Source organism: Paenibacillus sp. J22R98, assembly GCF_059383835.1.
Genome location: NZ_JBXENW010000006.1, coordinates 223,448 through 237,803 on the forward strand (window position 1 = coordinate 223,448; position 14,356 = coordinate 237,803).

General features: G+C 51.3%; 12 protein-coding genes. 3 read left to right on the forward strand and 9 right to left on the reverse strand.

Annotated elements, in window-relative coordinates:
• Window positions 1-56 precede the first annotated feature (56 nt).
• Window positions 57-854, forward strand: coding sequence for an NAD kinase (locus AC50Y3_RS18620; protein WP_494820222.1), 798 nt, complete (start codon window positions 57-59; stop codon window positions 852-854).
• Entirely contained in the window at window positions 855-2,594 is a 1,740-nt protein-coding gene (locus AC50Y3_RS18625) for an ABC transporter ATP-binding protein (protein ID WP_494820223.1), read from the forward strand.
• A gap of 139 nt (window positions 2,595-2,733) precedes the next feature.
• Here AC50Y3_RS18625 and AC50Y3_RS18630 read toward each other — a convergent pair whose 3' ends face one another.
• Window positions 2,734-3,600, reverse strand: a complete 867-nt coding sequence (locus AC50Y3_RS18630) for a YutD family protein (protein WP_494820224.1) — start codon at window positions 3,598-3,600, stop codon at window positions 2,734-2,736.
• Window positions 3,601-3,619: 19 nt separating this feature from the next.
• Window positions 3,620-4,516 (reverse strand): lipoyl synthase, encoded by an 897-nt coding sequence (gene lipA / locus AC50Y3_RS18635; RefSeq protein ID WP_210662457.1) that lies wholly within the window; start codon window positions 4,514-4,516, stop codon window positions 3,620-3,622.
• Between the two features lie 211 nt (window positions 4,517-4,727).
• On the opposite strand from lipA, the gene AC50Y3_RS18640 reads away from it, so the two are divergent.
• The gene (locus AC50Y3_RS18640) at window positions 4,728-5,711 is read left to right on the forward strand and encodes a M23 family metallopeptidase (protein WP_494820381.1); all 984 of its coding nucleotides are present in this window, start codon (window positions 4,728-4,730) and stop codon (window positions 5,709-5,711) included.
• A gap of 48 nt (window positions 5,712-5,759) precedes the next feature.
• On the opposite strand, the gene yunB is transcribed toward AC50Y3_RS18640, so the two are convergent.
• The 7 genes from yunB to AC50Y3_RS18675 form a co-directional block, all read right to left on the reverse strand.
• On the reverse strand, window positions 5,760-6,608 hold the full coding sequence (gene yunB / locus AC50Y3_RS18645; RefSeq protein ID WP_494820225.1) for a sporulation protein YunB: 849 nt from the start codon (window positions 6,606-6,608) through the stop codon (window positions 5,760-5,762).
• A gap of 86 nt (window positions 6,609-6,694) precedes the next feature.
• Window positions 6,695-9,010: an ATP-dependent helicase gene (locus AC50Y3_RS18650; protein WP_494820226.1), complete on the reverse strand. Its 2,316-nt coding sequence runs from the start codon at window positions 9,008-9,010 to the stop codon at window positions 6,695-6,697.
• 130 nt (window positions 9,011-9,140) lie between these two features.
• The gene (locus tag AC50Y3_RS18655) at window positions 9,141-10,250 is read right to left on the reverse strand and encodes a GerAB/ArcD/ProY family transporter (RefSeq protein ID WP_494820227.1); all 1,110 of its coding nucleotides are present in this window, start codon (window positions 10,248-10,250) and stop codon (window positions 9,141-9,143) included.
• Window positions 10,247-10,492, reverse strand: a complete 246-nt coding sequence (locus AC50Y3_RS18660; RefSeq protein ID WP_494820228.1) for a hypothetical protein — start codon at window positions 10,490-10,492, stop codon at window positions 10,247-10,249. Before AC50Y3_RS18660 ends, AC50Y3_RS18655 begins: the two co-directional genes overlap by 4 nt.
• An 11-nt stretch (window positions 10,493-10,503) precedes the next feature.
• Complete coding sequence (locus AC50Y3_RS18665; protein WP_494820229.1) at window positions 10,504-11,691, reverse strand: Ger(x)C family spore germination protein; 1,188 nt, start codon at window positions 11,689-11,691, stop codon at window positions 10,504-10,506.
• Window positions 11,681-12,778, reverse strand: a complete 1,098-nt coding sequence (locus AC50Y3_RS18670) for a GerAB/ArcD/ProY family transporter (RefSeq protein WP_494820230.1) — start codon at window positions 12,776-12,778, stop codon at window positions 11,681-11,683. The genes AC50Y3_RS18665 and AC50Y3_RS18670 overlap by 11 nt, the downstream gene beginning before the upstream one ends.
• A complete protein-coding gene (locus AC50Y3_RS18675) occupies window positions 12,775-14,292 on the reverse strand; it encodes a spore germination protein (protein WP_494820231.1) in 1,518 nt (505 codons plus the stop codon). Before AC50Y3_RS18675 ends, AC50Y3_RS18670 begins: the two co-directional genes overlap by 4 nt.
• Window positions 14,293-14,356: the final 64 nt, after the last annotated feature.

Below are 14,356 nucleotides of genomic sequence, written 5' to 3' on the forward strand. Positions count from 1 at the left end.
CGCCACAGATATCCGCTATGATTCAAGTATTAACTGCGCGGAAGGGGCGCCTAGATTTGAATTATGTCGTAATTGACAGAGGTGATAAGTTATCGAAAGAGCTTGTCACTCGTTTTCATGAGCTTGCAGCAGCACGAGGATTAACGCGCAATGACGAGAGTCCGGAAATGGTCATCTCCATTGGCGGCGACGGAACGCTCTTGAAGGCATTTCACACCTATGTCGACAGAATCGATGACCTCGCTTTTATCGGTGTACATACCGGTCATCTCGGATTCTTCGCCGATTGGAAAGCCGACGAACTGGAAGAGCTGGTCCGCATGATGGCGGAAAGTGAGCCGCGCATCGTACGATACCCGCTTGCCCAGATCGAATTGGACACAGACGCAGGCAAAGTGACCCATACGGCACTGAACGAATTTACGCTTAAAGGCCTAGACAATATGCTAGTCGCTCAAATTAACGTCAATGATGAGATGTTTGAAATGTTCCGCGGTGACGGCATTGTCGTCTCGACGCCATCAGGGAGTACGGCGTATAACAAAAGCTTAGGCGGCGCGATCATTCATCCGTCGATCGAATCGCTGCAGCTGGCTGAAATTGCATCCATTAATAACCGGGTTTACCGGACGCTAGGTTCTTCACTCGTTCTGCCGCAGCACCATCACTGCGACATTATTCCACGCAAAGATCAGCGGCTGCAGCTAACTGTTGACCAGCTTACCATTAAACGGGACGATATCCGCGCCATTCGGTGCAGCGTGGCTTCACGCAAGGTTAGCTTCGCACGCTACCGTCCATTCCCGTTCTGGAACCGGGTGCGCGAAGCGTTTCTTGGTTACGACGTGAAATAGATGAACCATTTTCGCGCCTATCTGCAAATTGTTAAACCCTATCGCTGGCTGATTGCGATTACGCTGGCGATTGGCATCATTAAATTCGCGATTCCGCTGACGCTTCCCTTGTTTCTCAAATATGTCGTCGACGATGTGCTGCTTGCTACTCTCTCGGTTGAAGACAAAACCTCAAAGCTGTTTAAAGCTGTGGGGCTGGCCTTCTTACTTTTCGTTGTGGTTCGATATCCGGTTGAATATTACCGTCAATATTTCGCGCAGCTGACAACGAGCCGCGTGCTTTTTGACTTGCGCAATAAGCTCTACGCTCATTTGCAGCGGTTATCCATCCGGTTCTACCAGAATCGCAAATCCGGCGAGATTATCTCGCGGATGATGAATGACGCCGAACAGACCAAGTCGCTCGTCGAGACCGGTCTGATGAACATCTGGCTGGATATGTTCACGCTCGTCATTGCGCTCGTCATCATGTTCAATATGAACATCACGCTAACCTTTGTGGCTATAGCCATCCTTCCGTTCTACGGCTATGCGGTGAAGAAGCTGTACAAACGGCTGCGAGGTTACTCGCGCTCGAGATCGCAAGCGATGGCGGAGATGCAGGGCTATCTCAATGAACATGTGAACGGCATTCCTGTGGTGAAGAGCTTTACTTTGGAAGCCTATGAGCAGCAGCAATTCGGCAATCGGAACCAAACGTTTCTGGAGCGCGCCTTTGCTTTGACTCGGTGGAATGCGCTCACGCAATCCATCATTAATACGCTGACTGAAATTGCACCCCTGCTGGTGCTGGCGTGCGGCGGTTATTTTGTCGTGCAGGGATCGCTTACGTTAGGCGAATTTGTCGCCTTTTACGGCTATCTCGACAGGTTGTATGCGCCGCTACGCCGGCTCGTCAACTCGTCCACTGAGCTCACTCAAGCATCTGCATCGCTGGAACGCGTAATGGAGCTGCTCGGCGAGCAGGCTGAAATCACGGATGCGCCGGATGCCGTCCCTCTACGTACGGTGCAAGGGGATATTCAATTCCGCAACGTATCGTTCCGCTATCAGAATGAATCCGACTGGGTGCTGCGCAATATCAACCTGCACATTCCAAAAGGCCACACCGTTGCGTTAGTCGGTATGAGCGGAGGCGGAAAATCTTCACTGGTCAGCTTGCTGGCACGCTTCTACGACACGCAAGAGGGCGAAATCACGATTAACGGACAGCCCATTCGCAGCGTGACGCAGCATAGCCTTCGTTCGCAGATCGGGATGGTGCTGCAGGATAACATCTTGTTCAGCGGCTCGGCTCGCGAGAATATTCTGCTTGGCAATCCGGAAAGCACGGAAGAGCAGATTTATGACGCGGCCAGACGAGCCAATGCGCATGAGTTCATCATGTCGCTGCCCAAAGGCTATGACACGGAAATCGGCGAACGAGGCGTCAAGCTCTCAGGCGGTCAGAAGCAGCGGATCGCGATTGCCCGCGTGTTCCTGAAGGATCCCGCTATCCTCGTGCTCGATGAGGCCACCTCGGCGCTTGACTTGGAATCCGAGCACGCCATCCAGGAGTCGCTCGCGGAGCTCTCGCAGAACCGAACAACGCTTGTCGTGGCGCACCGACTCTCCACGATCACGCACGCTGACCTCATCGTCGTGATCGAGCATGGCCAGATTGTGGAGCAAGGCCGCCATGAGGAGCTGATGCGTAACGGAGGAGCTTACGCCAGGCTGTATAATGTGCAGTATTTATAGCTGTTACTTGGATACCCTGCCCTCTTATACACGGGCAGGGTATTATTTTAACTACATTGGAGCACCGTCACATTCATCCTGCATAACTAAAAAAAGGCCAGCCTCAAAAGTGTAATCACTTTTGAGGCTGGCCTTTTATTTAATGTTTAGGGCCCTGATCCTTGCCGCCACGCCCTTGAGGCGGATGGGAAGGGTTCTCCGATGCGGCCGCAACGGGAGCCTTCTGGTTAAAATGAGGGCGCTTGTTGCGATTCCGTTCCGGCCGGTCCGGACGTTCATTGCGGTCTGAACGCTGCTCGCCGCCGCGATCAGGGCGCTCATTGTTGTTGCGCTCCCCACGTTCGCCACGCTCGCTGCGTTCTCCGCGTTCATTGCGCTCGCCGCGTTCATGACGCTCGCCACGCTCCGGACGCTCATTCTGGTTGTTACGCGCAGCCGGCTTGCCATGCTCACGATCCTTATTAAACGGCTTACGTCCCTCGCGAGGCGTTTCCTTCTCCGGATCCTTCGCCGCATCCTTACGGTTGCTGTTGCGCTGCTGCTCTCTGCGTTGATCGCGCTCATGCCGCGGCATGAACTTCACCTGTTGGTGCTCCGAAACCGGGGCATCTGCGGCCTGACCGGCAGCGACGGCACGGGAGGCGGTTACATAAGCTTCCACGCCATCAGCCGTTTCGTAGCTTTCGCCATCTTGATCTTCGGTCAGATCGCCGTCTTCACCGGATTTCGCACCACCGGGCTGCTTCTCCAGCACGAAGTAGGCGCATCCAAAATTACAGTACTCATTAATATAATCCGTCATCGAGGAGAACGCGCTCTCGCGCGTCACCTTCGGATGATTATCACGAAAGAATCCCTTGAGCCGAAGCTGATTATATCCCCAATCACCGATTACGTAATCGTATCGTTCCAGTACTTCACTGAATCGCTCTCGAAAGGCTTCGAAATTCCAGCCGTTTCTGTTCTCATGTATTAATTCGTAGGTTCTGCCGCTGATATGGATCAAGTCTGCTTCTCACTCCTTCTCACAGGGATGCAGGCTCGGCCTGTGCTGCGGATTTCACTTGCTCATGCGCGTGATACGAGCTGCGTACGAGCGGTGCCGATTCCACATGGCTAAAGCCGCGTTTGAGTCCTTCTTCTTTAAGCTTCGCGAATTCGTCTGGATGCACATATCGCTCAATCGGCAAGTGGTTTGGTGAAGGCTGCAAATATTGTCCCAGGGTCAATATATTGCAATCCACCGCACGCAGATCATCCATTGCCTGCAAAATTTCGTCCCATTCCTCGCCAACGCCAAGCATAATGCTGGACTTTGTCGGAATATTCGGCTTCATTTCCTTGGCGCGCTTCAGCAGCTCCATCGAACGAGCATACTTTGCCTTCGCACGCACACGGTTTGAAAGCCGGGCAACGGTTTCAATATTATGGTTGAGAATATCCGGATTCGCATCCATAACCGCTTGCAGCGCGTCCCAATTGCCCATAAAATCCGGAATCAGTACTTCTACGCTGCAGAAAGGCAGTCGCTTACGGATGGCTTTAATCGTCTCAACGAAAATCATTGCGCCGCCGTCGGCCAGATCATCGCGTGCAACCGAAGTCACAACGCAGTGTTTCAAGCCCATCTGCTCAGCAGCTTCCGCTACGCGTTCCGGCTCTTGCAAATCGAGCTCGGTCGGTAAGCCTGTCTTCACTGCGCAGAATCGGCATGCACGCGTACATATATCGCCTAGAATCATGAACGTGGCCGTCCGATTCGCCCAACATTCATAAATATTTGGACAACGCGCTTCTTCACATACAGTATGCAAAGTTTTGGTGCGCATCATCTCTTTAATTTCGGCATAATTGCCGCCTGTCGCTAATTTGATACGAAGCCAATCCGGCTTCGGCGCTCTTTCGGTGAGCTTTGTCTTCATGGAAGGTGTACCTGCTTTCTGTAATCTCTGCGTCTTATTATAGCACGTTTCGGATAAAAACCAATGATTTGCAAATCATAACAGCAGGGCAGTTCAAACCAATTGCACCCATTTCAGACATTCGACCGAAACCTTAAATGAAAGTTTTGCTAGTTGGCGCGTGTGGAGGCTGATACATCTGAGATCATTTGTAATACGCCTATTCTTGGTGATGTTGGTGATGGCAGGGCTTCTGCAAGGCACCGCGGCTTACGCGGGTGCGAAAAGCGCGGCGCCGAAAGACGATGCTTACGCCAAAAGAAGAGAGCTTTACGATGAAATCAGCATCGTTACGCGTATTCCCTGGTACCGTCTGGCTGCCGTTGATCAGTACGAGCGGACAATAACCAGAGCCCGCCCCAAGACAAGGGAGCAGCTGGGACAATACATCGGGATCTTTATGACCGAGAGTGCTTGGGCCGGTGTACTTAACCCTGATATGACCGATGAGTCACCCGCTTCAATTCGGTGGTTCAGCGGGCTTGGCGTAGATGGAGACGGAGACGGGCGTGCGATGCGCACGAATGACACAGATTTACTGTATTCTGTAGCCAATCATTTCATGCAATTCGGCACAGAAGAGGATGATTTTTCCATTGGTTTGTGGCAATATTACCACAATACCAGGGCGGTGCAGCGTATCCGCCAGTTCGCTCGCATTTATGCAACCTACGGTACGCTGGATTTGTTCGAGCATGCTTTTCCCGTCCCAATCGGAACCAATTATTCCTACAAGGGAACATGGGGAACTCGCCGCAGCTGGGGAGGCTATCGGATTCATGAAGGAACCGATATTTTTGCAAACCATGGTGTTCCGGTTCGCAGCACCTGCTACGGCATTATTGAGATAAAGGGCTGGAACCCTTATGGAGGCTGGCGTCTTGGCATCCGAGACCTCAATAATTACTATCATTATTATGCGCATCTGTCCGGCTATGACAAGACATTAGCCGTTGGCAGCGTCGTAAAGCCCGGCCAAGTTGTAGGTTGGGTCGGCAGCTCCGGATATGGCAAGCCCGGGACGCAAGGGAAATTCCCTCCTCACTTGCATTATGGTGTATACCGCGATCGCGGGCTTGTGGAGTGGTCATTCGATCCCTACCCGATGCTGAAGCAATGGGAGCGAGAAGAGCGGCGTAAAATGCGTAAGAAGTAACGAAAGAGCGCTAATCAAAGGCCCTTAGCCTTGATTAGCGCTCTTTCGTTAGGGTTCGTTTGTCGGCGCAAGCGTCGGCACATCATCAGTACCGCCGCTATTTGCCTCTCCGTCATGCGTCTGCGTTGTAGTAGACACACCATCCCCGCTTTTCTCCATCGGCAATGAAATATTCGGCGCGCCGGGAGCAGAATCACCGACCGGATTGCCTTTGTTATCATAATAGTACATTGGCACATCGCCTACTACGAGCAGATATGAAATCGGGATTTCGGTTTCCACGAGCTCCGGCTTCGTATCAAACGGGATAATAATCGATACCTCCGCCACAATGTGCATATAGACCTCAACCAGAATCATATTGATCCCGGCATCCTTCTGCCGCGTATTCAAATCAACCTTTACCGCTCCGATCGGTTCGAATTTCACCGGGATCCTCGGACCAAACGAAGCGATAATGGCGCTGCCGAGCGCCTGGCCAAGCGGAATCCGCTCCGGAATTTCGCCCATCTTGTTCAGCGTCGATTGCACCGTATCAATGGTCTCGGACGTGATCCGCATATGCTCGGCATAGTTGAGCATGAAGCCGGATATCTTGCCGCTGGCATTCGTTTTCCAATCAATCAGCTTATCCGCATTGGAGTTCCCGGCGACCTGTTCCGTAATGGCTTTGTTGATCGATTGCGTAGCCACCTGCTTCACGCGCACGGTAGCGACGGTCATAAGCGGGCCTTGCAAGTTGCGTTCAATGAAGATAAACGTCTGAGCGAAGAACAATATAAACAGCAGCATCAAGAAGATCAGCAGCTTACGTCTGCTTATCTTCTTCCCAGGTTTACCAGACGATCGGCGCCGCCTGCCGCTGCTTCGCCAGCCCCGTCTTCCCCATTTGCGCATGCGACGGCCTCCTTCGTTAGCACGCTCTTCCGCATTCCCATTCCAAGCTAGCTTATGCGGAGACCGTCCAAAAAAGAAGACAACTACTACAGCTCAAGCAATCCCATTTCAAGACAAGCGGAAACCGACAATTTACGGACGCCGGTCGTAAATCTGATTTCAATAAACTCCGATCCGACTGCGATCAGCTCGCCGCTGCCAAACACGCGATGCTTCAGCTGCTGGCCCTTCTTCAAAGAAGCAACGCTCTTCAGCGCATTCGGATTTGGCGGCACAAACGACTGCGCCGAGCTGGTAACCGTCACCGTACCGGAAGATTTGCGGGCAGTTGAAAACCTTTTCTGTCCGGCAGCGCCGCCAATCGTGCTGGTTGCCGCGACTTCCGCCGATGCCGCCCTTGCCTGTTCAGCACCCGGAGGCGTCTGAAGATTACGAACAGCCGTCACGAATTGGGATTCCTTGACCTCTTCCCCGTCCCGCTGACCGTAGGTCAGCAGCACAAGTTGCTGCTTCGCCCGCGTCATGCCGACATAGAACAGCCGAACCGCTTCTTCCATTTCCGGCGAAATTTCGCCTTCCACCTTCTTCATATCATCATTAGACGGGAGAATACCGTCGATCAAATCAATGATATAGACGCGCTCAAACTCCAAGCCCTTGGCGCTGTGCAGCGTGGAGAACGTGACGGCATTGGCGTTCTTGTTGCGTTTGGACGCCTTCATGACCGCTTCCAGATACTTGAGCCGATTCGCGAAATCCTCCAGCGTCTCCAGCCCCACCGCAATATCCTCCAGCGTGTTGAGAATGCCGATCAGATTCTCTTTGCGGAAGCCGAGCCGCTCGCACATTTTCTCCAGCGCCTTCTCATACCCAAGCTTGTAGCGGATCGTACGAATCGCCGACTGGGGAGCCGTCTCCTTCAGCGAAGCAAACGTATCTTTGCAATCCTGCAGCTGCTTCGGCTGGTAATCTTGAAGCGGCACGAACCGAATCAAGTTGTCGAAGACGGACTCGTTATTCTGAATTTGATTGAGCGCCGCCATTTGCGTTTTGGTAATATAGCCGTTCAGCTTCGTATGGATTTTCTCTAGCAAATCCGGCCGCTTGTCCGTATAGGCCATTCGCATAAAATTCAGGATATCCTCCAGAATCCAATGCGAGAAGAAACGGTTATCGCCGTCCTTCATATAGAACGGAATGCCTCTGCGGTCAAATTCGTTCATGAGTGAGATGGATGAAGAATTGTTTCGATACAATACGGCCGTCTCTCGCAAATGCTCAATTAGCGCCACTTTGTCTGCGACATACTTAGCCTGCACCTTGTAATCAGCCAAACTCTTGATTTGAATCGGCCGGCTGCTGGGATTGCGGGTAAACATTTCTTTATCATAACGGTTCTGGTTTCGTTTGATGAACCGGTTCGCAATGCTGACAATATTCCGCGAGGACCGGTAGTTCTGCTCCATTTTCAGTATCGCGGCATCCGGATACACCTCTTTAAAATCGAGCAAATATTGCGGCTCAGCCGCGCGCCAAGTATAGATACTCTGATCATCGTCGGCGACGACGCACAGGCATCCATGTCTGCGTACCAGCTTCTCGATTATGGCATGCTGCACCAAGGAAGTATCCTGGCTTTCATCCGTCAGCACATAGTCGAATTTGTTCTGGTACTTCCAGAGGAGCTCATTGCTCTGCTCCAGTGCACGGTTCGCGATGACGAGCATATCGTCATAGTCCACGAGAATCTTGTCGGTTCGCGCACGCTTGAATGCTTCGTACTCCTTCAATAGAAGGGCAGCATCCGGAACATCGCATTTCACACTCGCCCACTCGGCTTCGGGTACCAGCTTGTTCTTGATAAAGCTAATATAGGTTGTGAGCTCTTCCATCTGCTCTTCCGTTATATTGTCGCCGCGAACCTTCCGGTACATATCCCGTAGGATCAGCTTCTTATGAAGAGGCGGATTGTTCTCATCGAAACCGCCGGCTTGCTCGTTCTCGCCTTCGCCGACTTCTATCTCTACCGCGCCTTCGATAATTTGAAAGGAAGTTTGCGAGCGACGCAAATATTCCCGCATCACTTCGAATGCAAGACTATGTATCGTAGAGAAATCGACACTGCCGGAAGGCATTTCCGGGAAAAACCGACTAAACCGGTCTTTCATATCCTGCGCGGAAGCTTTGCTGAACGTGACCGCCTTAATACGCGAAGGATGGACACGTTTCACTTCTATTAAGTAGCCGATTCGCATGATAATTGTGGTGGTCTTCCCTGATCCAGGCGAAGCCAGCAGCAGTAGCGCACCTTCCGTATGCATCACCGCCTGTTTCTGCACCTCATTGAGCGCAACGCCCAGTTCCTCTTTCTTTCTAGCGAAAAAATCTATCGTTCCTGCCATTTCCGAAATGTTCCTTCCATTCCATAAACATTAAAATTCCCTCTGACGCGGCTGCGGGAGGGAATATAGTCGTCGACCGTCTATGATTGTATAGAACAAGTATCTCTCGTTGCTCCCCTGTCCGCAATAGTTATTTTCTGCCTTCGGCGCTGCGGCCGCTTAACCTCAACTTAGCAATGCCCCACAGCAGAAGCGGTACGCCTACACAATGAAACGGAAGCAGATACGGAATGGCAATTTTTTGCGGGAAATAGACCGAGCTCTCGATGAAATCTCGGGGTATAAAGGCAAGCAGCAGCACGAAAGGCGCTACCCACCACATGAGTCGCTTCCACTTTTTCACTCCCAGCCACTGGGCGGTCCCATAGGTGCTGACGAAGAAATAGAGCGAGACTTTCAGAAAAACGCTTATGATCCAGATAGCGACGACAAGCGAGTCCAGATTTTGCAGAAAATCAAAATACGTCATGTAACGGATTAAGTTGAAAAACGGATAGGTCAGCCCCGCTCCTGTGCCATAACCGATGACTGCCACTATCAGAAATGTCGAGATGCACGTCAACAAACCTGCCGTCCCTACACCAAGCATGGCCGGTTTCGTACCCGATTTCGGATTTGAAACGAAGGCAAACAGCATGATGAGAATGATGCAGTCGCCTAAGAAGGCTGTCGTCGGGAGTGAGCCTTGCATGATCGTTTTGATTCCCGTATCGCTATAAACCGGGAGAATGTGATTCCAATTAAAGCCTTTGGAGCTCAAGACGAGCGGCACGAAGATACCAAGCAGAATGAAGGGGCCGAACACCTCGCTGCAGCGTGCAATGACTTCAATTCCGGCACTCGCCACATAGATTGCAACAAAGAGCATACCGATAATCGGAACAATCATGGGCGTTCTCGGCAATATCGTAGCTGCAATAAACTCCGCATATTGGCGCAAGATGATCGCGAGAACGCCGTACCAGAACAAGAAGTACAGGAAGATGAGCACATGACCTGCCCATTTGCCGACAATGAGCAGCACATACTCCACAAAGGTCTTTCCGGGGTACAGTTGACTGATCCGCGCACATACAAAAGCAATAAATACGCCAAAGACGCTTGCGAGCACCATCGACAGCCATGCATCCTGCTTGGCGGTTACTAGAGCCGGGTTAATGGTTAGCAATATGGTCATACCTGCTTGCATGGTCGCGATCAGCCAGAACAGCTGCTTGCCGCCGATTCGCATCTCTTTCATGATTCTCCTTGTCCGCTGCCAATCAGCAGCCTCCCAAGCTGACCAAACCACAGCTCCATAAACTCCGACGGACCCGGCAGTCGAGGATAGACGTATAGAAGCACGCCAAGTCCAAAGCCAATCGTCAATAAAGAGAAATAAGCGATTCGCTCTTTTCTCGGAGCATCGCGTACCCAATACCACTGAATGATGGATACAATCAAACTGCATGTCAATAAAGCGGGAATGGATTTCCAAGTCATAGCCTCTGCTCCTAATCGCTAGATCTTGCTCTTACATTCGACAATCCCGGACGCAGCAAGACGGCATCCGGCTCAATCTTAACCTCCACCTTCGGAAACTGCTCATCCCAGTCATTCTCAGTTCGTTGCCATATTTGCGGATAAGCCCGGTGAAATTCACCGGCAAAGTCGAATACATCTGCCTGCATCCCCAGTTGAATTCGTTTAAGCGCATTTCTGATCTGCTTCTTCATGTCCTGCTCAAGCGCAAGCTCCACTTTCTTGACGCCTGCTTCACTTGAAGCCAAATTGATGTTGGTCGCATTCTGCAGGGTATCGTTCTCCGAATGAATACGCACCGTCATACTCCACTTTCCTTCACTGATATGCGGGATGAGCTTGGTTTGGCTTCTCAGCATCTGGACGGATATGGTCCCATCTTCTCCTTTCGGAACGACCGTTTCGACCGCATATTCAATTTCATTGCGAAGCCATAGCAGGCCTCTCGTTGTTTGTTCGTCAACAAGGCCGACCATACGGCCGTTTTTGAAAATCGCCGTTCCGTTCTGATATCGGGCCGATCCGATGTTCGCTGAATTAGGCGGCTTAAGCTCCCTTAGCCACGGCAGTGCAAAGGCATCGACCTTTTCAGATAGCATTTCGGAAACCTCTGCCAGCGTAAAGCTCATGTTGCTTTTGCTCTTAGCGAGTTCCCGCAATACCTCAGATGTATCTCGCTCCAATGTAGATTGGAACGCCAATACACTCTTCGCCTTATTACGACAGACATATATATAGGCACGTTCTCTTGGCTGCGGTGCTCGCATGAGGTAATCCACATCGTCACGGATGCCTAGTTTCGCCGCTCCCTCACCAAATATGATCACTTCGGCATGTCCCCAGAACAGTTTCCTCGAAAGCTTGTCCTGCATATGGGATAGGGCATCTGCAATGTTCACCCCGGTTGATGTCAGCACGAATGTGTTGGATGTCCCGCTCGCGCCCTTATCTCCCATGCCCATCCCGCCTCCGCTGGCAGCTCTGGGGACATAAATTTGCAAGGACAAATCGACTTGGTTACTGTTTGTCCTATCGATTGCTGCTCCCGTAATCAGCGCAAGATCATTGATTTCGATACGGTCCCAACAACCCGTTAGCATAAGCATCCAGCACGCGCACAAGAGTTGTAGGAGTATACGAGATCGCCACTTAGCTTTCATGCCTTTTCCTCCCCTTGAGGATCGCGATTAGGAGCAGCAAAGCAGGAACAATTAATTGCATCAGAAAAGTGTATACAGGCACACTGGTACCCAAGGCAACACGCAGCATTTGATAGTTTGGTGCACACCATATACTGACGAGGATAACCAGCAGCCCGATAGGCGCAATGATCGTACGATAATTTGGCAGCTTCAGCCACTGGGCGGTCCACAGGACAGAGCCATAGAAATTAACGGTCACCTTAATGAAGATTCCAATCAGCCACGTTGCCATCAGCAACGATTCGATATGTTCCAGGAAGTCCGATAACGAAATATAGCGAACCGCGACGAGAAACGGATAGTTGAACGCTTTGCTTAAGTTACCGAACATAAACAGAATGGAAAGGTTGATTAATACCATCGTAATGGTTACCGATGCCACGCTGATCAACGACCATTTGAGCGCCTGGCCTTTATTCTTAGTCAGATAAGGCAAGAAGAGCGACAGTATGAAGTACTGTGAGAACCACGAGGCAGGTAGAATCGATCCTCTAAGCAAGGGAAACGGCCCGTGCTCCATCATCGGGAACATTTCCTTCCAACTCATATCCGGAATCATAATAATGAGCATCGCAAGGATAATGATGAGCGCAATGGGAATAAGCAGCTGAGCTGCACGAGCCCATACCTCGAGCCCCATATACAGGGCATACGCACAGACCATCATCAGACTAGTGACGATCACAATCATCGGCGTCTGAATGAGAAAGGTTGTGGCAATAAATTCGCCATATTGGCGAAGCACCATCGCATTGGTATAAATAATCGATACCACATAGATCAGTGATAAGCATTTGCCCAGATAACGTCCCAGAATCGATTCGATATATTCGATAAAGGTTTCATTCGGGTACCTGAGATGCAGTGCGTACATAAGAACGACCATCAAGCAGGCGAATACTCCTGCAACGATCGGAGTTGCCCACATATCGCGGCCCGCTGTTACCATTGATATGGCCGGTGCGCTTAATACTAACGTTGCCAGAATATAGGGATGCACGAGAAAAGAGAGCTGCAACGGCGAAATACGACCTTTCTCCATCATGGCGACTCATTCCCTCGGGGCGGTCCCGGCTTCTGGTCTGCCGCCACTCTCGTCTTGTTTGGCGCTTTCTTCGACAGATAAGGTCTCGTACGCATCATCCAAATTGGTGCGCGCACCAGCACATCTTTCAGCTCACTGCCTCTCATCGGCGCAAGCGGCTGCAGATATGGAACCCCTAGGGAGCGCAGGGAACACAGATGGATGACGACCACAATAACACCGAGCATGAGCCCAAGCAGACCCAGCATGCCGGATAACACCATGATAGGGAATCGAAGCATCCGAATCGCAATTCCACTGCTGTACTGCGGCATCATGAAAGAGGCGATACCCGTAATGGCAACCACCATGACCATTGGAGCAGATACCAGGCCGGCCGAAGTCGCTGCTTGTCCGATTACCAAAGCGCCTACGATACTGACGGCGGCACCGACTTGCCTAGGCAAGCGTACGCCCGCTTCGCGGAGCGCCTCAAATGATATCTCCATGAGCAAGGCCTCCACGAGCGCCGGGAATGGGATATCCTCCCTGGATTTCGCGATGCTGAGCAGGAGCGAAGTAGGTACCATCTCTTGATGAAACGTCATGATCGCTACATAGAGGGACGGCAGAATTAGGGTAATGATGAAGAAAAGGTAACGAAGCCACCGGATGAACGTTCCGATTAGGAACCGTTGATAATAGTCTTCCGGCGATTGCAGCATCGTGAACAGCGTGGCAGGCGCAATTAGCACAAACGGAGTACCATCCACCAGAATAGCAACTCGCCCCTCCAGCAAGGATGCGCTCACGACATCAGGCCGCTCTGTCACTTGGATTTGCGGAAATGGCGAGAAGGGGCTGTCTTCTATTAGTCCTTCGATATAACCGCTTTCCAATATCCCGTCAATGTCAATCCCCTCGATACGCTCGCGCACCTCTGCGATCAACGATGGCTCTGCGATGCCCTCGATAAACGAGATGAGTACTTCCGTGCGGGTATGGCGTCCGAGATAGTAAGGAACCATTTTGAGCGAAGGCGTTTTGATTTTGCGGCGAATCATCGAGGTGTTGACACTAATTGTCTCGGTGAACCCTTCCCTAGGTCCACGAACGACTGCTTCCGCTCCCGGCTCCTCGATGGAACGCTTCTCCCACTTGGCAAGTCCAATTGATATCCCCTGGCTCACGCCATCAATAAGGAGGAGTCCGCATCCATTGGATAAACATGCGATCGCATCTTCCAGTTCATGATGATCCAACATTAGAGACAAGGTCAGAATGGAAGCAAGCCGATCCGGCGTCAAGTCACCGACCGATTCTGCCGGCAACTGAAGCAAAGGCCTGATGACATGCTGATCCAGAATGTCAACATTTACTAAACCATCAATATATACAACAAAAGCTTCTGTCTTATTGCCAATCAAAAATTCGCGGAACATCACGTCTTTGCAATCCGAGTAAACGTCATGCAGCAATTTATTATTATCAGCCAGCACGGTGGAGAACTGCTGCGATTGTGTTGGTGCATCCATAGGCAGGCTCCTTGTAAGTAATACATTAATTTTTTCCATAATGCACCTGTGATAAACGCAAGGC